Genomic DNA, 20,786 nt, shown 5'->3' on the forward strand with positions numbered 1-20,786 from the left:
GGGTCCGAGTCTTTAGTAATCATCCCCACGCTCGGTCACATCCCGCTCCACTGGCCCCGCATCCGGGTCATACCCCACCGGGAACTTGCCCTTCAGCGTCCACGCAAACGCAATGATCTCCGCCACCGTGCGGTACAACTCCTCCGGGATACTGTCTCCCAGTTCCATGCGCGCCAGCAGCTTGACCAGCTCGGCATTCTCATAGATAGGCACTTCATTTTCTCGCGCCAGCTTCAGGATGGCTTCGGCCAGGGCATCGTCACCCTTGGCCGTCAGGGTCGGCGCTTGCTGGCCGTCGTACTTGAGGGCAATCGCCTGGCGCGGCGGGGTAGGGTTTTTCATGCGGTTTCATCCACCCAGCGCTGTTCCAGGCCGGTTCTTGGCCCGCGTGGCGGGGTGCCGAGGTGGCAATCCAGATCGCCAACATTGATGCCCGAGGTCACCAGGCGCTCACGCAAACTGGTTAAGTGGCTCTCGATCAAGCTGGCCGTAAACGGCCGAGAGGCCCATAGCTGGCTGGACAATTTGCCCTGCGTCAGTTGCGCTTGAACCTGCAATGGCCCCAGCGGCTCCATGTCGAAGGCCAGCTCGACGCGCCAGAGCATCTGTTTGGGGTCTTTTTTGTCTTTGCGCTCGGGCTGGTCTTTGTCCGGCGCCGGTTCTTCGCGCTGGAACTTGACCTGCAACGGTACGATGTCCTGCAGGGTGCGCATGGGAATTTCCAACTGCCAGGTGGTTTGCAGGCGGCCGTCGGCGGTGGTGCCGGTCTGTTCCAGGCTCGACAGTTGGTGGCTCTGCAGGCGCGAAATCGCCCCGGCGGCCAGGCGCAGCAGGTTTTCCAGGTCACCTTCGCCTTCCAGTTTCGCCATCAGCCGTTCGGGCAATGGGAAGCCGGCGGGTATTTGTTTGGCGCTGACCTGGCCGAGCGTGTTCAGCGGGCTGCGCACGAAGTTGGGCAACACCTGGGCCAGCGTATTGGCGGCCAGGATCGCACTCAGATTGATGCTGGCGGGCAGGGCCGGCAGCAGGTCGGCGACCAGGCGCAACAGTGCGCCCTTCATGTCCAATGGCGGAATTTGCGGGTTTTGCCCGGCGAGTAATTTGGCTTCTAAAAAGGCACCGCTGTTCTGGATCACTTGCGCCAGCACCTTGGGATTGCTGACTTGGGCCAGGTCGGGCAAGGCCGCGAGTAAGCGGTCGGCAGCCGCGCGCAGGTCGGCCGAGGTGCTGTCGCCACGTGGCAGGTTTTGCAGCGCGGTGAACACTGCATCCAGCGAGCCCTGGCGGCTTTGCTGGGTCGAGAGCTGTTGCGCGACGGCCAATTGATCCTTGAGCCCGCTCAACGGCACGAAGTTCAAGGTCTGCGCGTTTTGCACTACGGCGCTGAGCAAGCTGCCGACCCGCAGCGGTTGCGGGCTTTCGAGCGTTAGCGTGGTGCCGGCCAGGGCGTTATTGAGCACGGTGACCAGCGAGCGGTAGATGGCCGGTTGTGTGGTGCCTTGCGGCAGCATCTGCGTGGTCAGCACCTTGGCTTGCAACAGCGTGCCCTCCGGCATTTGCGTGGTGTCGATGCGGGTCAGGGCCGCCACATTGGCGCTCAAAGCTTGCTGCAAGGTGATGGTCAGGTTGCCGGTTGGTGTCTGGCTAACCGCCACGTTACTGCCCAACGGCAAAGGCTGGGCACTGCTGGCCTGCACCAAGGTTTGGCGGCCGCCTTCGAGGGTCAACTTGAGCAACAGCTGAAAGGCTTCGCCGCCTTGTTTAAGCGCAATCACCTCGGCGTTGACGGTTTTCCCAGGGTTGATCAGGCCGGTCTGCGGCTCCAGCAGCTTGAGCAACTCACCGGTCGGCGGCAGCGGGGCAGGGCTGGTCACCGGGGCAGGAGGCAGCGTAGGAAGGTTGATCTCACCGGTCATCGTGCGCGTCGTCTCTGGGGAAATTGCCCTCTTTAGAGTAGGGCATCACATGTATAATGCCGCCCGTCTGCAAAGAGAGCGGTAAAAACCTCACAACTATTTGATCCAGCTCTCTAAAATCGGTCGCCAAAGCCGTTATTGTGCATCTCTCTATAACGGCCGCTGCACCGCCGACTTGAACCGTAAAGGCCCGCGATCTCTTGACCAGCCCTCTTCTTGAAGCCGTAGCGCTTGCCTGTGAACGCGACCTGCGACTGCTGTTCGAGCACCTCGAACTGCGTCTGACGGGCGGCGACATGGTGCAAATCAGCGGCCCGAACGGCAGCGGCAAGACCAGTTTGCTGCGCCTGCTGGCCGGTTTGATGCAGCCGACGGCCGGTGAGGTGCGACTGAACGGCAAGCCACTCAACGAACAACGCACGGAGTTGGCCCGCAACCTTGTCTGGATCGGCCACGCTGCCGGCATCAAGGACGTGCTCACGCCGGAAGAAAACCTCAGCTGGCTCAGCGCCCTGCATCACCCGGCTTCCCGCGACGCCATCTGGCAAGCGCTGGCGGCTGTCGGCCTCAAGGGTTTTGAAGACGTGCCCTGCCACACCCTGTCCGCCGGCCAGCAACGCCGCGTGGCCCTGGCGCGTTTGTACCTGCCGGGCCCGCCATTGTGGATTCTCGACGAACCCTTCACCGCCCTCGACAAACAAGGGGTCGCCCAGCTTGAAGAGCACCTGGCCCGGCACTGCGAGCAGGGCGGCTTGGTGGTGCTCACGACTCACCACACCCTGACACGCATGCCCGCCGGTTACCGTGACCTGGACTTGGGCCGGTGGTCGGTATGAGTGTGTTCGCCCTGTTGGTCGCCCGTGAAGCGCGGCTGTTGTGCCGTCGCCCGGCTGAATTGGCCAACCCACTGGTATTTTTCGCCATCGTCATCGCGCTGTTCCCGTTGGCGGTCGGACCCGAGACTAAACTGTTGCAAACCTTGTCCCCAGGGTTAGTGTGGGTAGCAGCGCTTTTATCCGTCCTGCTCTCGCTGGACGGGCTGTTCCGCAGTGATTTTGAAGACGGTTCTCTTGAGCAGTGGGTCCTTTCGTCGCACCCTCTGCCACTTCTGGTACTGGCTAAGGTACTGGCACACTGGGCTTTTTCCGGCTTGGCGCTAGTCTTGCTCTCACCGCTGCTGGCGATGATGCTGGGCTTGCCCGTCGAATGCCTGCCGGTATTGCTGCTTTCCTTGTTGCTCGGCACGCCGGTGCTCAGCCTGTTGGGGGCGGTGGGCGCAGCGTTGACCGTCGGTTTGAAGCGGGGCGGTCTGTTGTTGGCCCTGCTGATTCTGCCTTTGTACATCCCGGTGTTGATCCTGGGCAGCGGTGCCTTGCAGGCCGCGCTCATGGGCATGCCGGCGACCGGTTACCTCTTGTGGCTTGGCAGCCTGACCGCCCTGGCGGTAACCCTGACACCCTTTGCTATAGCGGCTGGCCTGAAGATCAGCGTCGGCGAATAATGAGGTCTGGTTAAGCGACATAATCAGCTCTTCAACATAAGAAAGGCCCTGAGCTTCTTGCCTGACGAGAAGCCACCGTGATGGAAACAGCAATGAACTGGACCTGGTTTCACAAGCTCGGCTCGCCCAAATGGTTTTACGGCATCAGCGCCAAGCTGCTGCCGTGGTTGAGCATCGCAGCCCTGTTGCTGATCGGCACCGGCCTGGTCTGGGGCCTGGCCTTCGCGCCGCCGGACTACCAGCAAGGCAATAGCTTTCGCATCATCTATATCCACGTGCCCGCCGCGATGCTGGCGCAGTCCTGCTACGTGATGCTGGCGGTGTGCGGCATCGTCGGCCTGGTGTGGAAGATGAAGCTGGCCGACGTGGCCCTGCAATGCGCCGCGCCCATCGGCGCGTGGATGACCGCCGTGGCGCTGGTCACCGGCGCGATTTGGGGCAAACCGACCTGGGGCTCTTGGTGGGTGTGGGATGCGCGCCTCACGTCCATGCTGATCCTGCTGTTTCTGTACTTCGGCCTGATCGCCCTGGGCAATGCCATCAGCAACCGCGACAGCGCCGCCAAAGCCTGCGCGGTACTGGCCATCGTCGGCGTGATCAACATCCCGATCATCAAATACTCGGTGGAGTGGTGGAACACCCTGCACCAGGGCGCCACCTTCACCCTCACCGAAAAGCCGGCCATGCCCGTGGAAATGTGGGCGCCGCTGCTGCTGATGGTGCTGGGGTTCTACTGCTTCTTCGGCGCCGTGCTGCTGATGCGCATGCGCTTGGAAGTGCTCAAGCGTGAAGCCCGCACCAGTTGGGTCAAGGCCGAAGTGCAAAACAGCCTGGGAGCGCGTGGATGAGCTTCAACTCTTTCAGTGATTTTCTCGCCATGGGCCACCACGGCCTGTATGTCTGGACGGCCTACGGCATCTGCATTGCCGTACTGGCCCTCAACGTCGCCGCGCCGATCCTGGCCCGCAAGCGTTACCTGCAACAAGAGGCGCGTCGTTTGCGCCGGGAGACCGATAAGTGAATCCGCTGCGTAGAAAGCGTCTGTTGATCATCCTTGCCATCATGGCCGGCGTCGGCATAGCCGTGACCCTGGCCTTGAGCGCCTTGCAGCAGAACATCAACCTGTTTTACACCCCGACCCAGATCGCCAATGGCGAAGCGCCTGTCGACACACGTATCCGCGCCGGCGGCATGGTAGAGAAGGGCTCTTTGAAGCGTTCCGGCGATTCCCTCGACGTGACTTTCGTGGTCACCGACTTCAACAAGGCCGTGACCATCACCTATCGCGGCATCCTCCCGGACCTGTTCCGCGAAGGCCAGGGCATCGTCGCCTTGGGCAAGCTCAACGCCGATGGCGTGGTGGTGGCCGATGAAGTACTGGCCAAGCACGATGAGAAATACATGCCGCCCGAGGTCACCAAAGCTTTGAAAGACAGCGGCCAATCCGCCCCGAGCGCAACTTCACAGCCTGCGAAGGAGGGCTAAGCCATGACGTCCGCACTGTTTATTCCGGAGTTGGGCCAGTTGGCGATGATCCTCGCCCTGTGCTTTGCCGTCGTCCAGGCCATCGTGCCGTTGCTCGGCGCCTGGCGCGGCGACCGCCTGTGGATGAGCCTGGCGCAGCCAGCCGCCTGGGGCCAGTTTGCCTTTCTGCTGTTCGCGTTTGGTTGCCTGACCTACGCCTTCATGACCGACGACTTTTCCGTCGCCTATGTCGCCAACAACTCCAACAGCGCGCTGCCTTGGTACTACAAGTTCAGCGCCGTGTGGGGCGCCCACGAAGGTTCGTTGCTGCTGTGGGCCTTGATCCTCGGCGGTTGGACCTTCGCGGTGTCGGTGTTCTCGCGCCAACTGCCGCAAGTCATGCTGGCGCGGGTGCTGGCGGTGATGGGCATGATCAGCATCGGCTTCCTGTTGTTCCTGATCATGACCTCCAACCCGTTCAGCCGCATGCTGCCGCAGATCCCGGTGGACGGGCATGACCTCAACCCGCTGCTGCAAGACATCGGCCTGATCGTGCACCCGCCGATGCTCTACATGGGTTACGTCGGTTTCTCGGTAGCCTTCGCCTTCGCCATCGCCGCCTTGCTCGGCGGGCGCCTCGATGCGGCCTGGGCGCGCTGGTCGCGGCCGTGGACCATTGTGGCCTGGGCGTTCCTCGGTATCGGCATCACCTTGGGCTCGTGGTGGGCCTATTACGAACTCGGCTGGGGCGGCTGGTGGTTCTGGGACCCCGTGGAAAACGCCTCGTTCATGCCATGGCTGGTAGGCACCGCGCTGATTCACTCGCTGGCGGTTACCGAAAAACGCGGCGTGTTCAAAAGCTGGACGGTGCTGCTGGCGATTGCCGCATTTTCCCTCAGCCTGCTCGGCACGTTCCTGGTGCGGTCGGGTGTGTTGACCTCGGTGCACGCGTTTGCTTCCGACCCTGCGCGCGGCGTATTCATCCTGATCTTCCTGCTGTTTGTAGTCGGCGGCTCACTCACCTTGTTCGCCCTGCGTGCGCCGGTGGTCAAGAGCCAGGTCGGCTTTAACCTGTGGTCGCGGGAAACCTTGCTGCTGGGCAACAACCTGGTGCTGGTGGTGGCCGCGTCGATGATCCTGCTTGGCACCTTGTACCCGCTGGCGCTGGATGCGTTGAGCGGTGCCAAGCTGTCCGTGGGCCCACCGTACTTCAACGCGTTGTTTATCCCGTTGATGGGCCTGTTGATGGTGGTGATGGCGGTCGGCATGCTGGTGCGCTGGAAAGACACCCCGGTGAAATGGCTGGTGGGCATGTTGATGCCGGTGCTACTCGGCAGTGTGGCCTTGGCGGTGATCGCAGGCTTTGCCTACGGTGACTTCAATTGGGCAGTGCTTGCCACCTTCCTGCTCGCCGCTTGGGTATTGCTGGCCGGCGTGCGCGATATCGCCGACAAGACCCGCCACAAAGGCCTGATCAAAGGCCTGCCAACCCTGACCCGCAGCTACTGGGGCATGCAGATCGCCCACATCGGCATCGCCGTGTGCGCCTTGGGCGTGGTGCTCTCCAGCCAGAACAGCGCCGAACGCGACCTGCGCCTCGCGCCGGGCGAGTCCATGGACCTGGCCGGTTACCACTTCATTTTTGAAGGCGCCAAGCACTTCGAAGGGCCGAACTTCACGTCGGACAAAGGCACTGTGCGTGTCGTGCGCAAGGGTAAGGAAGTGGCCGTGCTGCACCCGGAAAAACGCTTGTACACCGTACAAAACTCAATGATGACCGAGGCCGGCATCGACGCCGGTTTCACCCGCGACCTCTATGTGGCGCTGGGTGAACCGCTGGGCGACGGCGCCTGGGCCGTGCGCGTGCATGTGAAACCGTTCGTGCGCTGGATCTGGTTCGGCGGTTTGCTCACCGGGTTTGGGGGCTTGCTGGCCGCGCTGGACCGGCGTTATCGGGTCAAGGTCAAGAGCCGGGTGCGTGAAGCCCTCGGTCTGCAAGGAGCGGCGGCATGAAGCGTTGGTTGATGGTGTTACCGCTGGCGGCCTTTCTGGTGATGGCGGTGTTCCTGTATCGCGGCTTGTACCTGGACCCGGCCGAGCTGCCTTCGGCGATGATCGGCAAGCCGTTCCCGGCGTTCAGCCTGAAGACGGTGCAGGGCGACAAGACCCTGACCCAGGCCGACCTGCTGGGCAAACCGGCGCTGGTCAACGTGTGGGCGACCTGGTGCATCTCGTGCCGGGTCGAGCACCCGGTGCTGAACAAGCTTGCCGAGAAGGGTGTGGTGATCTACGGCATCAACTACAAGGACGACAATGCGGCGGCCTTGAAGTGGCTGGCGGAGTTTCATAACCCGTACCTGCTGGATATTCGCGATGAAGACGGCAACCTCGGTTTGAACCTTGGCGTGTACGGCGCCCCGGAAACCTTCTTTATCGATGCCAAAGGCGTGATCCGTGACAAGTACGTCGGCGTGATCGACGAAGTGGTGTGGCGCGAGCAACTCGCCGCCAAGTACCAGGCGCTGGTCGATGAGGCCAAGCCATGAAGCGCCTGTTAGCCGCTGCTGTTCTCGCACTCGGATTGGCCGGCGTGGCCCACGCCGCCATCGACACCTACGAATTCGCCAAGGACGGTGACCGTGAGCGTTTTCGCGAACTGACCAAGGAACTGCGCTGCCCCAAGTGCCAGAACCAGGACATCGCCGACTCCAACGCGCCCATCGCCGCCGACCTGCGCAAAGAGATCTTTCGCATGCTGGGGGAGGGCAAGGACAACCAGCAGATCATCGACTTCATGGTCGACCGCTACGGCGATTTTGTGCGCTACAAACCGGCCCTCACCGGCAAGACCGCGCTGCTCTGGTTCGGCCCCGCCGGGCTGTTGCTGGCCGGCGTGGTGGTCATGGCTGTGATCGTACGCCGTCGCCGCGCCGCACCTACTGATGGTTCCGACGCGCTCTCTCCTGAAGAGCGCAAACGCCTCGACCAATTGCTGGACACCAAGACTGATGATTGATTTTTGGCTCGCCGCAGGGTTGCTGCTCCTGATTGCCCTGAGTTTCCTGTTGATCCCTGTATTGCGCGGCCGCCGTGCCCAGCGAGAAGAGGATCGCACCGCGCTGAACGTGGCGCTCTACCAAGAACGCGTGGCCGAGTTGCAAGTGCAGCAGGACGAAGGCGTGCTCAATGCCGTGCAACTCGACACCGGCCGCGCCGAGGCTGCCCGCGAATTGCTGGCCGACACCGAAGGTGTGGAAAAGCCCCGCGAATCGCGCCTGGGCAAACCGCTGCCGTTTTTGGCGGCTTTTCTAGTGCCGGTCCTGGGCATTGCGCTGTACCTGCATTACGGGGCGAGCGACAAGGTCGCACTGACCCGTGAATTCGCCCAGCCGCCGGTGTCCATGCAAGACATGACCCAGCGCCTGGAACGTGCCGCCGCTGCTCAGCCGGATTCGCCGGAAGGCTTGTACTTCCTCGGTCGCGCCTACATGGCTCAGGACCGTTCGGCCGATGCAGCGAAAGTCTTCGAACGCACCGTGGCCCTGGCCGGTCGCCAGCCGGAATTGCTCGGCCAGTGGGCGCAGGCGCAGTACTTTGCCGACAACAAGCAGTGGTCGCCCAAGGTGCAGGCGCTGACCGATGAAGCCTTGAAGCTCGATCCGAAGGAAGTCACCAGCCTTGGCCTGCTGGGTATCGCCGCCTTTGAAGGCCAGCGTTATCAGGAAGCCATCGACTACTGGAACCGCCTGCTGGCGCAGTTGCCACCGCAAGACAATTCCCGTGTCGCGCTGCAAGGCGGGATTGATCGCGCGGCCGAGAAGCTCAAGGACACCGGCGGCACCGTGGCGCAAAAAACCGTGATGAAAGTGCGTGTCGACTTGTCCGCCGAGGTCAAGGCCAAAGCCCTGCCAACCGACAGCGTGTTTATCTTCGCCCGTGCGGTCAGCGGCCCGCCAGCGCCGTTGGCGGCCAAGCGCGTCACCGTCGCCGAACTGCCGGTCACCGTCGAGCTGGGCGATGCGGACGCGATGATGCCGCAGTTGAAACTGTCGAACTTCGCCGAAGTCCAACTGGTTGCGCGCATATCCCGGGCAGGTGTTCCAACCGCTGGCGAGTGGATCGGCCGCAGCCAACCCTTGGCCAGCAGCACCACTGCCACGCAGCAGCTGACCATCGACCGTCCGGATAAGTAATTCGAGGAAACGCCTATGACCGCTCTTGCACGCATCACCTTGCTCAGCCTGGTACTCGGCTTGAGCGCTTGTGCGGTCCATCGGCCACCTGGGGCGCCCACCGGCCCGACCATCCCACCGTCGGGCCCCTCGACCCAGCCGAGCACCCAACCTTCCGGCCCGGTAACCCCGCCGCCGAAACCGGTGCCGAGCAAATCGCCAACCTTCGCCCCGCCACCGGGCGCCGCCAGCCACTGGGACGGCAAGATGCAGGTGTATGTGCTGGAAGAACAGCCCGACACCTTCTACCGCCAGCGCACCTACTACCGCTGGAGCAACGGCTGGAGCCGCTCCATCAGCCCGAATGGGCCATGGGAAGAGACGGATGTGCACGGCGTGCCGCCGGGGTTGAGCAAGCAGTACGCGCAATGACAAAAGGCGACCTTCGGGTCGCCTTTTTCATATCCTTGAAATACACCCCTTCAAACACTGAAGATCAAATGTGGGAGCGGGCTTGCTCGCGAAAGCGGAGTGTCAGCCTAAGATGCGGTGACTGACCTGCCGCCTTCGCGAGCAAGCCCGCTCCCACAGGGGATCTCTTCACGGTCCGGTTTTTTCGCAAGCGTTGACATGCATTCGCGCCAACAACAAAGCCCAAGTGTGGGAGCCGGGCTTGCCCGCGATGGCGGCCTATCAGCCAGACATTTATTGCCTGACCCACCGCCATCGCAGGCAAGCCAGCTCCCACAGGAGATCGCCTCAGCCATCAGGCCACGGGACACTCCCGATTCAGCGCTTGATCCACCAGCAACTGCGCAATCTCAAGCATCTGCACCACCGCCAGCACTTGCTTGCGGCCTGAGCCATCCAAGTGCTCGGCGCAGTCGTAGGCGCACACAGTCGCGGACTCCAGCATCTCGCTGGCATTGCTCAAGGCAACTTCGGTACTGAGGCCGGGGCGGACGTTGAAGATGAGGTCGGGTGGGGTTTGTGGGGTGTCATCCGAGGGGGATGGCGGAGGGTTAGGCGTGACTTTTTTCATGGTGAAGCTCCTATGAATGAGCACCTCCATCTCGCTACCACACGATGTAAGGAGGCGACTGTACACGGGGTGGTAGACCGGTCATAGAAACCCGGTAGGCCGAAGCCTCCCGTGCACAGCCGCCACAAAGCAGCCCGCACAAAAAAACGCCCTTAAGCGTTTTGGGATCTATGAAGGAACCGGGCTACCACACCCGTTCGCTGATTTTGCAGCGACCCGCGAAGGTTAGCGGCGAGGTTGACCGGACGCAACCCGAAATCTGTGTAGGGCAGGTCCTAATGACAACACGGCATCAAAAAGGGTGAGCCGTACGCAGATTGGTCGACCGGGGAATGGGAAACCCGGCAGGGCTTGGCCCTCCTGCGTACGGCTCGGTTCACATAATGCAGAGCGGTTAAATGACTGGCCGTAGGGAAAGTCTTGTTCAGCTTTTCGTCAGCACCAAGCCTCTCGATCAGCGTGGTTAGCGCGGCCTTGAAAATCGGATGCCATTCATGGGTGAGTTCGCTGCTCAAGGGATGCCAGAAGAATCGAAACTCATGGCCTCCATCATCTTCTGCAAAATCGAACGCGGTATCTGGAAGGTCTATCGAGACCTAGCATTGGTGAAAAGCCCAGGTTTGGCGGGTGAGCTCGCAATGCCAGGTTCCCAAGTCGCCTATAACTTTGCCGGTTATTCCAGCTTCTTCCTGCAATTCTCGAATAGCGGCGGTGTTTGTTGTTTCGCCAGGCTCTACGCTGCCTTTGACCAGATGGAAACCGGCCTGGGGGTGTTCGAATGCCAGTATTTCCAAAGACTGTCTGGTTCGAAGGACTACGGGGCACGCTTTGACGATGATCATTGGGTTTTGTCGTCCACGTTTTTGCGCCCATCAGAAAATCACAGGGCCACTGAATACCTTAAGGCAAGCTCGCTCGCCACAGGGTTGAGTCAGGCAGCCTCCCAACCTTTCACAAAACCTTCATCAGCCCGCTCCCCGCCAGCCATGACGACGCGACGTTGGCCCATGTTGAAGAGTCGGCGCGCTACGGCATGACCACCGCCGAATTCCCCACTACGCTTGAAGCGGCGAAGGGCTGCCAGGCGCTGAACATGAAAGTCTTGATGGGCGCGCCGAACGTGGTGCGCGGTGGGGCGCACTCGGGTAATGTGGCCGCCGTCGGCCTGGCCCGCGCGGTCAAGATGATCAGCCTGGCGCCCGCACACGCGGCGGGCCTGACGGACCCTGGTGAAATTGCTATTGGCCTGCGCGCCGACCTCGTCCAAGCCAGGCGCCGCGAAGGGCTGCCCGTAGTGCAACACGTATGGCGACAAGCGAAGAGGGTGTTTTGATGGCAGGCAGGTTGATCTATCTCATCGGGCCATCGGGTTCGGGCAAGGACAGCCTGCTGGATGCCGCGCGCCCGCGTCTGGCCGAACGCGGTTGCCGCATTGTGCGCCGCGTGATCACCCGCTCGGCGGAGGCTGTGGGCGAGGCGGCCCAGGGCGTGAGCGCGCAGCAGTTTGCCGCGATGGACGCTGAGGGTGCGTTTGCCCTCAGCTGGCACGCCAATGGGTTGTCCTATGGCATTCCCGCGCAAATTGATGACTGGCTGGCGGCGGGGGACGACGTGTTGGTCAACGGCTCCCGTGCGCACCTGGCGCAGACCCGCGAGCGCTATCCCACGGTGCTGGTGTTGCTGCTGACGGTTGATCAAACCGTGTTGCGTCAGCGTTTGATCGCGCGCGGGCGTGAGTCCCTGGCGGAAATAGAGGAGCGCCTGGCGCGCAATGCGCGGTTCACCGCTGACCTGATCGCCGGCAACGGTTCGGGGTTGTTTGTGCTGGATAATTCCGGCCCGCTTGAACACACCGTCGAGCGTTTGCTGTGTTGCCTGGACCCTGGGCACTCGGCATGCGCCTGACCCTGCTCGGCACCGGCGACGCGCGGCAAGTGCCGGTGTAGGGCTGTGAGTGCATCGCTTGCGCCATGGCGTGCAGCGATGAGCGCCTGCGCCGTCGGCCGTGCAGCGCAAGCCTGTGGAGGTACTGGTGCCAAACTGCTCCATGCCGCCGCAGCCGCAAGCACCGCGTAATCACAATGACCCATGTGGGGCATACGCTGGATAAGTGGTTGCTGGAACACCGTCGGGAACTGCACAAATCTGTGAGTGTAGGTTGGAATGGGCGGGTGATCTGAGTGCAATCCTACTTGGGCGGTTAATTAAAAGGCAGAAGATTGACCACAGCCTGTAGGCGTTGCTTTTATTCAGTGCCGGATAGGGATAGCGGGTCTGAGGTATTTTTTCCTGCGGTGTTTGAATAAGTTTCTTAATGTGCGCAACTCAATATTTGACGATATTGAGTTGGTTTTTCTGAGTGCGTTATATCACGTCTTTATTATGGTGTTTGGCGTGATGGCTGCGAAGCGACGCATAAACGTTATGCGCATTTCTTGCAGGTGTGTTTACTGGTTTGCATTGTGAAAAGAATGGCGCTGGCGAGGGCCTTTTCAATGTGGGACTTTTATCGAGCTGGCAACGGAATAGTCAGGTTCGGTAAACACTGTAGGGATGGATAATTCTCAATACTCAGAGTATTCATTGCCATGATTCCTTCCGTAAGACCCCAGTCCAGTATGCATGCCACTCTCTCGTCCGGAGGGCAGGCGCGTGAGTTTTATAATGGTTTTTCTTCCTTGAGCAGTAATAAGACGTCGTTTACCACCGACCAGGCGGCAAAACACATCACGCGCGCAAACTTTAAGTTTCATGATCGAAATGGCGACAATAAGATTGTGGTGGGTTTTAATTTTTCGGGCGCCTTTAGTGCTGCTCAAAAAGAGCGAGCCAGGCAGGCATTGCAGTCTTATGCAGATGTCGCCAATATTTCCTTTGTCGAAAACGCTAGCCATAGTGATGGTTTCATCACGATCAGGGGCGTGCCGGGTTCAATGTCGGGTGTCGCAACGTTACCCAATCAATACCAATCTCGAGTAACGGCTAATATCGGCACAGGCGGTGCTCAAGATAATCCGCAAATGGGCAGCCAATTTTTGTCCTTGTTGGTGCATGAGTTGGGGCACACCCTAGGGCTGGAACACCCCGGACGTTACGACGGCGGTGGCACTTACGAGCGCAATGCCGATTATGCACAGGACACCAAGGCCCGCAGCGTCATGAGCTATTGGTCGGAACGTAAACAACCGGGGCATGCCTTTAACGAAGTGGAACCCTGCGCCGCTATGATTGACGATATTGCAGCCATCCAACGCTTGTACGGGGCCAATACGCGGACCCGTAATACCGACACCGTTTATGGGTTCAACTCCAACACCGGTCGCGAGGTCTACAGCCTCAAGAGCGCCCGCGACAGGCCGGTGTTCAGTGTTTGGGATGGCGGTGGCAATGACACTCTGGATTTTTCGGGCTTTACCGGCAAACAAAACATCAGCCTCAAGGCCGAGACATTTTCGGACGTTGGGGGATTGCGCGGGAATGTGTCGATTGCCAAGGGCGTCACCGTGGAAAATGCCATTGGCGGTTCCGGCAGCGATACGTTAACGGGGAACGAGCAGAGCAACCGTTTAAAAGGCGGCGGCGGCGCAGACACGCTACACGGCGGTGGCGGGGCCGACACGTTCGTCTATGACCGCGTCAGTGATTCAACGCCGCAGAACCCGGACATCATCAAGGACTTCACCAGCGGTATCGACAAGATCGATGTCGCCGGCGTACTTCGTGAGGCGGGCCTCAAGTCGTTGAACTTCGCTGATCGGTTCAGCGGCCGTGCAGGCGACGCAGTGATCACCCATGACTCGACTACCGGGCGTTCGACGCTGGCCGTGGACACCAAGGGCAGCGGTACGGCTGATATGTTGATTACCAGTCATGGTCAAATTAAACCGTCGGATGTGACCTGGAGCGCTCAGGTGCCGACGGTCACGCCGACGGTGGACGTGATTCCCGGCCCGGTTCCTGAACCAACGCCTGCACCAACCCCAACCCCAGAGCCCGCTCCAGAGCCTATTCCAGCCCCCACGCCCACTCCGAAGCCCCGGCTTAGCGGGCAGTTCGCCGAAAAGCTGTTTACGTTGTTAAGGACATTCATGGACAAGGCTTTTTCGATATTCAAGTAAGTGCAGAGCCCATTCGATCAAGCCTTGGTCAGCGCGGGGCAGGCCGGCGCTTCGAGACCAAACCGGCTCGCCAGCGCCTTGCGGCCCTTGGGCGTCAAACCGAGCGCCCGACTATCCAGGTCCTGGGTGACCCAATGGTGGCCAATAGCATTTTGTAGAAACGCTGCTCCCAACGCGCCGGCCAAATGCGGACGGCGCACGCTCCAGTCCAGGCACGCGCACGCAAAATGCCGTCGTTGCGTGCGCAGTGTTGCTACATCAATCCCCAGCTCTATCAGCGCTGTTTCACCGGGCGCGGTGAGCTGGTAAGTCCCCTCGCCAATCAGCCAGCCGGACGCGATGAAATGGTCATGCAGCTGCACCGCCAGCGTGCCGGCCATGTGGTCGTAGCAGGTGCGTGCGAACTGCAGGCGGGTGGGCGTGGTCGGGACGAAGGCCTTGCGGGTATTGCGGCTGATCACCATCAAACCCTCGATGGCCTGGGCCACATGGGGGCCGGCCAGGCGGTAGTAGCGATGGCGTCCCTGGGTGTGCAGCTTGAGCAGGCCATCGTCCTTGAGCCTAGCCAGGTGGGCGCTGGCGGTGGAGGCGCTCACCCCGGCAATCGCGGCCAGCTCGGTGCTGGTGCGCATGGCCATCCATCAGCGAGCAGAGCATTTTCGTGCGCGCAGGCTCGGCGATCGCCCCCGCCACTTGTGAAAGCGCCGTGTCATCGTCATGGGCGTTCATATTTCGTTCCTGAGCGAATCATTGCCGTGAGAGAGGGCAGATAGTAACGCTTCTTTTGCGAACAGGACGTACCGAATGACACCGCTGCAAGCCGCTACCCATGCTGACCCTTATGCGTATTACGCAGCCCTGAGACGCAACGATGAGCTGTTGTTCGATGCTGACCTTGGACTGTGGATCGCCAGTAGCGCCAAGGCCGTCGAAGCCGTGCTGACGCATCCCGACTGTCGGGTACGCCCGTCACACGAGCCCGTGCCTGCGGCTATCGCAAACGGTGCGGCGGGGCAGGTCTTCGCCAGGTTGATGCGTATGAACGAGGGGGTGGCCCACCAATGCCCGAGGGCCGCGGTCGAGCCTGCGCTGGCCAGGTTGGATGCGCTGCACATTGCAGGAGTGGTGAGGCAACTCAGCGCTTGCATGCATCGCCTGGATGATTGGATGTTTACCTTGCCCGTCTCGGTAGTCGCGTATCTGCTGGGTGTGCCCGGCGAACGGTTAAGCACGGTCGCCGGTTTGACACGGGATTTTGTCGCCTGCCTCTCGCCGCTGAGCCGCGAAGCTCAATTGCGTGATGCCGATGCCGCCGCTGCAGATTTGGTGCAGATGTTCAGTGGTGTACTTGAGCAGACAGGGTTGCTTAAGCCGCTTCTCGAAGGCGATTGGGGTAACCCGGACGCACTGACTCCCAACTTGATTGGGTTACTGTCCCAAACGTGCGAAGCGAGTGCCGGCCTGATTGGCAATACGCTGGTGACACTTGTTCGGCGGCCCGACCTGCTTGAGCACATCCAGCGAGTGCCGGCCTTGGTGACAGCGCTGGTGGAAGAGGTGGCCCGCTATGATTCGCCGGTACAGAACACCCGGCGATTTGTGGCCGGCCGCTGCTCGATTGGCAAGCGTAGCTTAGGCAAGGGCGACACCGTTCTGGTGTTGCTGGCTGCTGCGAATCGGGACCCCGAAGCGAACCCCGATCCGGACAGTTTTCTGCTTCAGCGACCCCATCGGCGGTTGTTCAGTTTTGGCGTTGGCAGGCATCAATGCCCAGGCCAAAAGCTCGCGTTGGCCATCGCGTCACAAGCGCTGCGGGAATTGCTGCGTCAGCCGAGTGTATGGGCCAATGCTTGCCAGTACGGTTACTGGCCGTCGCTGAATGGGCGCATCCCGCGGTTTCAAAGTGGGGTGTAAACCCATAACCCGTTCATAAAAACTGTGGCTTAACGGTTGTGCGGGAACGCAGTGTTTAAGTGGCTGTGTAATTGTAGAATTTTATGTGCGTTGTTGCCTTGGTTAATCAATAACTGTGGTCGTATGATGGGGTTCAGGTGTTTTAATGTTTGAACATGAAATACTATCGGGTTGGCGTTAGATAGTTATCTGTGGGAGTTTGTGGTCGCCGTTAACTGGGGTTGCTGCCATTGCGACCCTTGTTGGCTGATTATAAAGTTTTCCAAAGGGTGTTTTATGAGAGTCGCTAATTCGCTTGTTAATCAATCTGTACGCAGCAATGAACTTCCTACGTTAAATGCTCCTGCTGTCTCACGCGTTACGTCTGTTTCCGGTGGCGTCACTCAAAAAGCCTCTTACAGTACAGACGATGCGGCCAAGCAGATCCTGCGAGGCGGCTATCGGCATTACGATCGCAATGGCGACGGCAAAATTGAGCTTTCTTTTACGTTGGGTGAGCAGTTTTCAACGCAACAAAAAGTGTCTATTCGCCAAGCACTGCAGGCCTGGCAGGATGTGGCCAATATTGTATTCAAAGAAGGCTCAACCGACAGCGACGGTTCAATAACGATCAACGCCGACCCTAATACCAGTGGCGGGAGGGCGCAGTTACCTAATGGGTATTACGGTGACGTGGCGGCCACTATCGGAACGCAGGGGGCTGCCGAATCCCCCAATAATGGCGATTATTTTTTATTAGCCGCCATTCATGAAGTGGGGCATGCGCTGGGCCTTGGTCATCCAGGCGATTATGGTAAAACCGTGCTCAGCTATGCTGATGCCGTCTACAAGCAAGACACCAGAGCCCACAACGTCATGAGTTATTGGGACGCGAACAATCAACCGGAGCATGACTTCAAGCACCTGCAACCCTCAGTGCCACTGAAAGATGATATAGCGGCCATACAGAAACTCTACGGTGCCAACCCCGACACTCGTAATACCGACACCGTTTACGGTTTCAACTCCACGACTGGCCGTGACCACTTGAGTCTTAAGTCGGCGAACGACACGGCTATATTTTCTGTCTGGGATGGCGGTGGCAATGACACGCTGGATTTTTCCGGTTTTTCCCAGGATCAGATCATCAATCTGCACGCTGAGTCGTATTCCAGTGTTGGCGGCTTGAAGGGCAATGTTTCCATTGCCAAGGGCGTTGTCCTGGAAAACGCTATCGGCGGTTCAGGCGACGACGATATCTATGGCAACGACGTTGGCAACAGGCTCCGTGGTGGGGGCGGTGCAGACAGGTTGATAGGCGGCGGTGGCGCGGATGTTTTTGTTTACGACAGGGCGAGTGACTCTACGCTCAGCAGGCCAGACGAAATTCTGGATTTCACCAGCGGGACGGACAAAATTGATCTTTGCGGTCTATTGAAAAACGCCCCGACCAAGCACTTCAATGTGGTTAAGCAGTTTACCGGGCGCCCCGGCGAGATCGTCCTGAGCCACGATCCGCGCAGCGGGAACGCCAGCTTGAGCCTTGACCTGACGGGCCAGGGCAAGGCGGATTTCTTTATCAAGAGTGTCGGGCGCATTCAGGCCAGTGACATTGTCACGGGCGGGGAGCCCGCGCCTGGGGCTACCACGCTTAAACCAACCCCCAAGCCTGGCCTCAACCCCGACGATACTGTCTATGGGTTCAACGCCAACACCGGCGATAGCTCCACCAGCCTCCACGCCGGCAGCGGTGCACCGAGCTTTCTGGTAGAGGATACCGGCGGCAATGACACCCTGGACTTTTCCGGCTTCAAGCAAGACCAGCGCATCGACTTGCGCCATAACGCCTCCTCCAGCGTGGGCGGCTTGCGCAACAACGTCGCAATAGCCAAAGGCGTCATGGTGGAGAATGCGGTCGGCGGCTCAGGCAGAGACCGAATCGTAGGCAACGCCGTGAGCAACGTCATCACTGGCGGTGGCGGCGGTGATGAACTCTGGGGCGTGGGCGGTAAAAACACGTTCAAATATGACAAGGTCACTGACTCAAGCGGTTACGATCCTGATCGCATCATGGATTTCGCCAGTGGCGAAGACACGATTGACCTGACGGCACTGGCCGCAGAGTTGGGAACCCCTTTGCGCCTCGTCGACGCCTACACGGGGCGTATTGGCGATACCGTCGTCAAACACGACCGACACAGCGGCCGTTCCATTGTGGGAATAGACCTGTTGGGGCGGCGTCAGTCGGACTTCCTGATTAAAAGCGCGCGTTTGATCAGGCCGCAGGATGTGCTCGGTCTGACTTCTCGTCAGCGCTGAAAAGCGACACGGCAAAGCGCTGACAGCGCTTAGGCGTTGATCAGCGCCTGCACATACTCGACCCACGACGACGTCGCCCTGGAATAAATTCAGCGGGTTTCCAATATTCCGTAATACAGCCGTCAATCCGACCTGGGCATTATCACGCCCACGAAGATTACGCGGGGATGGGCTGGGGCATGTTGGAGTTGGACATCTCGCCTTATCTGGGCAAGACCGAGAAGGTCAATGTGACCTTGCCCGGTTATGTCATTCAGCGCATCGACCGTGACGTGCGTGAACACAAGGTCAAAAGCCGCTCGTCATTTCTGGCAGGTGCGGCTTTGGAGAAGTTGGTGCGCTCCTAAGCGCAATCAGGCGGTCGCGACCGACACCTGGCGCGACGCACTCAGGAACCGCAACAACGCCAGCAGCGGGAACGCACTGCCCACTAGCATCACGCCCAGCCAGCCGCCGTGTTCATACACGCTGCTGGCAATCGCCGAACCGAAGGCGCCGCCGATGAAGATGCTGGTCATGTACAGCGCGTTCAGGCGGCTGCGGCTGTTAGCGTCGAGGGCGTAGACGGCGCGTTGGCCCAGGACCATGTTCATCTGCACGCAGAAGTCCAGGACCACGCCGGTCACCGCCAGGCCAATCACGCTGTACAGCGGGTGTACGAAGGCCGGCAGGAAGCTCAAGGCGCCAAACAACATGGCCAGCAGCGAGGCGCGATGCGTGTGGCCGGCATCGGCCAGGCGGCCGGCGATGGGCGCGGCGATGGCGCCGATGGCACCCACCAGGGCGAAGATCGCGATCTGGGTTTGGCTCAGGCCATGGTTACGTACCAACTCCAGCGGGGCGGCGGTCCAGAACAGGCTGAAGGTGGCAAACATGCAGCCTTGGTAGAACGCGCGTTGGCGCAGCACCGGTTGCTCGCGCAGCAGGGTGCCGAGGGAGCGCAGCAACTGGCCGTAGCTGGCGCTGTGGTCGGGCTGGCGCTTGGGGATGGTCATCAACAGCACCACGCTGATAAACGCCATCAACGCGGCGGCGGCCATGAACATCGTGCGCCAGCCGAAGTGATCGGCCACCACACTGGACACCGGCCGTGCCAGCAAAATACCCAGCAACAGTCCGCCCATGATGCTGCCGACCACACGGCCACGGGATTCGGCAGGCGCTAGGTGCGCGGCCAGCGGGATCAGAATTTGCACCGAGACGGAACTGAATCCGATCAGCAACGACACAAGAAGGAACAAATTCGGCTGCTCGGTGAACGCAGCACCCAGTAGGCTGGCGATGGCCAGCACCGTTGTGGCGATCATCAGCTTGCGGTTTTCCAACAGATCGCCCAGCGGCACCAGGAAGAACAGGCCCAGGGCATAGCCGATTTGCGTGAGGGACACGATCAGGCTGGCCATCGCGGGAGTCAGGCCGATGTCCGGCGCGATCAACTCGATGATCGGTTGGGCGTAGTAGATGTTGGCAACAATGGCGCCGCAACAGAACGCAAACAGCATCACCATCCCGCGGGTCATGGTGCTCGTAGCGTGTGGGGTAGCGTTCATGGTGTTCTCGTAAAAGCGAAGGAAGATGGCGTGCGAGAATAAAGACAAGACCTGGCAGCGAGTAGGCCGTTGACGGTGATAACACTCATGCCCGGAATTAATGACTGAAACGTTAACTTTCGGGTCGAAGGGCAATGATACATTCAGTCACAACTGCCGAAACAGGAAATCCACTTTCATGAAAATCACGCTGAACAAGATGATCCTGGCTTCAACCCTCGCCGCGGCCATGGCCATTGGGCTGGCGAACGCCGCCGATGCCCCGCGCGTTGGTGTACGTGGCGCCATCACGGCGATGGACGGCGATGCGATGCACGTCAAGGTCAACAGCGGTGAGGACGTCATCGTGCACCTGACCAAAGACACCCAAGTGCGTGCCGTGACCCTGGCCAAGATCGATGAAATCAAGCCCGGCAGCTACATTGGCTCCGCCGCCATGCCCAACGCCGATGGCACCCTCACGGCCCTGGAAGTCCACGTGTTTCCACCGGCCATGGCCGGCACGGGCGACGGGCACCGCGCGTTTGACTTGAAAGAAGGCAGCAGCATGACCAACGGCACCGTCGGCGACTTGGTGGTCAGCAACGGGCGCACCTTGACCGTGAAATACAAAGGCGGCGAACAGAAGATTGTGGTGCCGGATGATGTGCCGATCGTCAACCTGGAGCCAGGGGATCGCAGCTTGCTCAAACCGGGGGTGAAGGTGGTGATGTTTGCGGCGCAGGGCGCGGATGGGACCATCACCGCACAGGCCATCTCAGCCGGCAAAGACGGCGTGACACCGCCGATGTAACTGACCCAATGATGAGCA

The 20,786-nt window shown here is 60.3% G+C and carries 19 protein-coding genes and 5 pseudogenes; 18 read left to right on the forward strand and 6 right to left on the reverse strand.

Annotation, left to right across the window (positions count from 1 at the left end):
• Nucleotides 1-12: 12 nt before the first annotated feature.
• Both KZH41_RS10245 and KZH41_RS10250 read right to left on the reverse strand, forming a co-directional pair.
• Nucleotides 13-342, reverse strand: a complete 330-nt coding sequence (locus tag KZH41_RS10245) for an EscU/YscU/HrcU family type III secretion system export apparatus switch protein (RefSeq protein WP_025857891.1) — start codon at nt 340-342, stop codon at nt 13-15.
• Complete coding sequence (locus KZH41_RS10250) at nt 339-1,916, reverse strand: flagellar hook-length control protein FliK (protein ID WP_263274768.1); 1,578 nt, start codon at nt 1,914-1,916, stop codon at nt 339-341. The genes KZH41_RS10245 and KZH41_RS10250 overlap by 4 nt, the downstream gene beginning before the upstream one ends.
• A 200-nt stretch (nt 1,917-2,116) precedes the next feature.
• Here KZH41_RS10250 and ccmA point away from each other — a divergent pair, with 200 nt between their 5' ends.
• The 10 genes from ccmA to KZH41_RS10300 all read left to right on the forward strand — a co-directional run bounded on the left by ccmA (nt 2,117) and on the right by KZH41_RS10300 (nt 9,485).
• A complete protein-coding gene (ccmA, locus tag KZH41_RS10255) occupies nt 2,117-2,752 on the forward strand; it encodes a cytochrome c biogenesis heme-transporting ATPase CcmA (RefSeq protein ID WP_094951884.1) in 636 nt (211 codons plus the stop codon).
• A complete protein-coding gene (ccmB, locus tag KZH41_RS10260) occupies nt 2,749-3,417 on the forward strand; it encodes a heme exporter protein CcmB (protein WP_003189951.1) in 669 nt (222 codons plus the stop codon). The genes ccmA and ccmB overlap by 4 nt, the downstream gene beginning before the upstream one ends.
• A gap of 92 nt (nt 3,418-3,509) precedes the next feature.
• Nucleotides 3,510-4,265, forward strand: coding sequence for a heme ABC transporter permease (locus KZH41_RS10265; protein WP_094951885.1), 756 nt, complete (start codon nt 3,510-3,512; stop codon nt 4,263-4,265).
• Nucleotides 4,262-4,438: a heme exporter protein CcmD gene (gene ccmD / locus KZH41_RS10270; protein ID WP_094951886.1), complete on the forward strand. Its 177-nt coding sequence runs from the start codon at nt 4,262-4,264 to the stop codon at nt 4,436-4,438. Before KZH41_RS10265 ends, ccmD begins: the two co-directional genes overlap by 4 nt.
• The gene (gene ccmE, locus KZH41_RS10275; protein WP_094951887.1) at nt 4,435-4,902 is read left to right on the forward strand and encodes a cytochrome c maturation protein CcmE; all 468 of its coding nucleotides are present in this window, start codon (nt 4,435-4,437) and stop codon (nt 4,900-4,902) included. The genes ccmD and ccmE overlap by 4 nt, the downstream gene beginning before the upstream one ends.
• A gap of 3 nt (nt 4,903-4,905) precedes the next feature.
• A complete protein-coding gene (locus KZH41_RS10280) occupies nt 4,906-6,894 on the forward strand; it encodes a heme lyase CcmF/NrfE family subunit (protein WP_094951888.1) in 1,989 nt (662 codons plus the stop codon).
• Nucleotides 6,891-7,427: a DsbE family thiol:disulfide interchange protein gene (locus KZH41_RS10285; RefSeq protein WP_094951889.1), complete on the forward strand. Its 537-nt coding sequence runs from the start codon at nt 6,891-6,893 to the stop codon at nt 7,425-7,427. The genes KZH41_RS10280 and KZH41_RS10285 overlap by 4 nt, the downstream gene beginning before the upstream one ends.
• The gene (locus KZH41_RS10290) at nt 7,424-7,897 is read left to right on the forward strand and encodes a cytochrome c-type biogenesis protein (RefSeq protein WP_065901641.1); all 474 of its coding nucleotides are present in this window, start codon (nt 7,424-7,426) and stop codon (nt 7,895-7,897) included. Before KZH41_RS10285 ends, KZH41_RS10290 begins: the two co-directional genes overlap by 4 nt.
• Nucleotides 7,890-9,074: a c-type cytochrome biogenesis protein CcmI gene (gene ccmI, locus KZH41_RS10295; RefSeq protein WP_263274769.1), complete on the forward strand. Its 1,185-nt coding sequence runs from the start codon at nt 7,890-7,892 to the stop codon at nt 9,072-9,074. The genes KZH41_RS10290 and ccmI overlap by 8 nt, the downstream gene beginning before the upstream one ends.
• Before the next feature lie 15 nt (nt 9,075-9,089).
• Entirely contained in the window at nt 9,090-9,485 is a 396-nt protein-coding gene (locus KZH41_RS10300; RefSeq protein WP_094951891.1) for a hypothetical protein, read from the forward strand.
• Nucleotides 9,486-9,819: 334 nt separating this feature from the next.
• Here KZH41_RS10300 and KZH41_RS10305 read toward each other — a convergent pair whose 3' ends face one another.
• Together KZH41_RS10305 and KZH41_RS10310 are read right to left on the reverse strand one after the other, a co-directional pair.
• Nucleotides 9,820-10,095, reverse strand: a complete 276-nt coding sequence (locus tag KZH41_RS10305) for a DUF6124 family protein (protein ID WP_263274770.1) — start codon at nt 10,093-10,095, stop codon at nt 9,820-9,822.
• Between the two features lie 443 nt (nt 10,096-10,538).
• Nucleotides 10,539-10,937: pseudogene (locus KZH41_RS10310) on the reverse strand (NUDIX domain-containing protein); the annotation flags it as partial.
• A gap of 137 nt (nt 10,938-11,074) precedes the next feature.
• Between KZH41_RS10310 and KZH41_RS10315 the strand changes: the two are divergent.
• The 4 genes and pseudogenes from KZH41_RS10315 to KZH41_RS10330 all read left to right on the forward strand — a co-directional run.
• Nucleotides 11,075-11,428: pseudogene (locus KZH41_RS10315) on the forward strand (alpha-D-ribose 1-methylphosphonate 5-triphosphate diphosphatase); the annotation flags it as partial.
• A complete protein-coding gene (gene phnN / locus KZH41_RS10320) occupies nt 11,428-12,000 on the forward strand; it encodes a phosphonate metabolism protein/1,5-bisphosphokinase (PRPP-forming) PhnN (protein ID WP_263274771.1) in 573 nt (190 codons plus the stop codon). The pseudogene KZH41_RS10315 and the gene phnN, both read left to right, overlap by 1 nt.
• A pseudogene (locus KZH41_RS10325) lies at nt 11,991-12,116 on the forward strand (phosphonate metabolism protein PhnP); the annotation flags it as partial. The gene phnN and the pseudogene KZH41_RS10325, both read left to right, overlap by 10 nt.
• A 597-nt stretch (nt 12,117-12,713) precedes the next feature.
• Nucleotides 12,714-14,213 carry a M10 family metallopeptidase C-terminal domain-containing protein gene (locus KZH41_RS10330; protein WP_263274772.1) on the forward strand — a complete coding sequence of 500 codons (1,500 nt, stop codon included), beginning with the start codon at nt 12,714-12,716 and terminating at the stop codon, nt 14,211-14,213.
• A 17-nt stretch (nt 14,214-14,230) separates the two neighbouring features.
• Here the strand turns inward: KZH41_RS10330 and KZH41_RS10335 are convergent.
• A pseudogene (locus KZH41_RS10335) lies at nt 14,231-14,942 on the reverse strand (ArsR/SmtB family transcription factor).
• Nucleotides 14,943-15,017: 75 nt separating this feature from the next.
• Here KZH41_RS10335 and KZH41_RS10340 point away from each other — a divergent pair.
• The 3 genes and pseudogenes from KZH41_RS10340 to KZH41_RS10350 form a co-directional block, all read left to right on the forward strand.
• Entirely contained in the window at nt 15,018-16,127 is a 1,110-nt protein-coding gene (locus KZH41_RS10340; RefSeq protein WP_263274773.1) for a cytochrome P450, read from the forward strand.
• A 276-nt stretch (nt 16,128-16,403) separates the two neighbouring features.
• Nucleotides 16,404-18,425 (forward strand): M10 family metallopeptidase C-terminal domain-containing protein, encoded by a 2,022-nt coding sequence (locus tag KZH41_RS10345; protein ID WP_242155166.1) that lies wholly within the window; start codon nt 16,404-16,406, stop codon nt 18,423-18,425.
• Nucleotides 18,426-18,574: 149 nt separating this feature from the next.
• Nucleotides 18,575-18,772: pseudogene (locus KZH41_RS10350) on the forward strand (type II toxin-antitoxin system HicB family antitoxin); the annotation flags it as partial.
• 6 nt (nt 18,773-18,778) lie between these two features.
• Here the strand turns inward: KZH41_RS10350 and KZH41_RS10355 are convergent.
• On the reverse strand, nt 18,779-19,975 hold the full coding sequence (locus KZH41_RS10355) for an MFS transporter (protein ID WP_094950739.1): 1,197 nt from the start codon (nt 19,973-19,975) through the stop codon (nt 18,779-18,781).
• 178 nt (nt 19,976-20,153) lie between these two features.
• On the opposite strand from KZH41_RS10355, the gene KZH41_RS10360 reads away from it, so the two are divergent.
• The gene (locus tag KZH41_RS10360; protein WP_094950738.1) at nt 20,154-20,768 is read left to right on the forward strand and encodes a DUF5666 domain-containing protein; all 615 of its coding nucleotides are present in this window, start codon (nt 20,154-20,156) and stop codon (nt 20,766-20,768) included.
• Nucleotides 20,769-20,786 lie beyond the last annotated feature (18 nt).

Source organism: Pseudomonas sp. YeP6b, from assembly GCF_025642995.1.
GTDB lineage: Bacteria > Pseudomonadota > Gammaproteobacteria > Pseudomonadales > Pseudomonadaceae > Aquipseudomonas.

Excerpts from the sequence above, each read along its gene's own strand:
- KZH41_RS10245 (WP_025857891.1), bottom strand. The coding sequence starts at position 342 with ATGAAAAACCCTACCCCGCCGCGCCAGGCGATTGCCCTCAAGTACGAC.
- KZH41_RS10250 (WP_263274768.1), bottom strand. The coding sequence starts at position 1,916 with ATGACCGGTGAGATCAACCTTCCTACGCTGCCTCCTGCCCCGGTGACC.
- ccmB (WP_003189951.1), top strand. The coding sequence starts at position 2,749 with ATGAGTGTGTTCGCCCTGTTGGTCGCCCGTGAAGCGCGGCTGTTGTGC.
- KZH41_RS10265 (WP_094951885.1), top strand. The coding sequence starts at position 3,510 with ATGAACTGGACCTGGTTTCACAAGCTCGGCTCGCCCAAATGGTTTTAC.
- ccmD (WP_094951886.1), top strand. The coding sequence starts at position 4,262 with ATGAGCTTCAACTCTTTCAGTGATTTTCTCGCCATGGGCCACCACGGC.
- KZH41_RS10280 (WP_094951888.1), top strand. The coding sequence starts at position 4,906 with ATGACGTCCGCACTGTTTATTCCGGAGTTGGGCCAGTTGGCGATGATC.
- KZH41_RS10285 (WP_094951889.1), top strand. The coding sequence starts at position 6,891 with ATGAAGCGTTGGTTGATGGTGTTACCGCTGGCGGCCTTTCTGGTGATG.
- KZH41_RS10290 (WP_065901641.1), top strand. The coding sequence starts at position 7,424 with ATGAAGCGCCTGTTAGCCGCTGCTGTTCTCGCACTCGGATTGGCCGGC.
- ccmI (WP_263274769.1), top strand. The coding sequence starts at position 7,890 with ATGATTGATTTTTGGCTCGCCGCAGGGTTGCTGCTCCTGATTGCCCTG.
- KZH41_RS10300 (WP_094951891.1), top strand. The coding sequence starts at position 9,090 with ATGACCGCTCTTGCACGCATCACCTTGCTCAGCCTGGTACTCGGCTTG.
- KZH41_RS10305 (WP_263274770.1), bottom strand. The coding sequence starts at position 10,095 with ATGAAAAAAGTCACGCCTAACCCTCCGCCATCCCCCTCGGATGACACC.
- phnN (WP_263274771.1), top strand. The coding sequence starts at position 11,428 with ATGGCAGGCAGGTTGATCTATCTCATCGGGCCATCGGGTTCGGGCAAG.
- KZH41_RS10330 (WP_263274772.1), top strand. The coding sequence starts at position 12,714 with ATGCATGCCACTCTCTCGTCCGGAGGGCAGGCGCGTGAGTTTTATAAT.
- KZH41_RS10340 (WP_263274773.1), top strand. The coding sequence starts at position 15,018 with ATGACACCGCTGCAAGCCGCTACCCATGCTGACCCTTATGCGTATTAC.
- KZH41_RS10345 (WP_242155166.1), top strand. The coding sequence starts at position 16,404 with ATGAGAGTCGCTAATTCGCTTGTTAATCAATCTGTACGCAGCAATGAA.
- KZH41_RS10355 (WP_094950739.1), bottom strand. The coding sequence starts at position 19,975 with ATGAACGCTACCCCACACGCTACGAGCACCATGACCCGCGGGATGGTG.
- KZH41_RS10360 (WP_094950738.1), top strand. The coding sequence starts at position 20,154 with ATGAAAATCACGCTGAACAAGATGATCCTGGCTTCAACCCTCGCCGCG.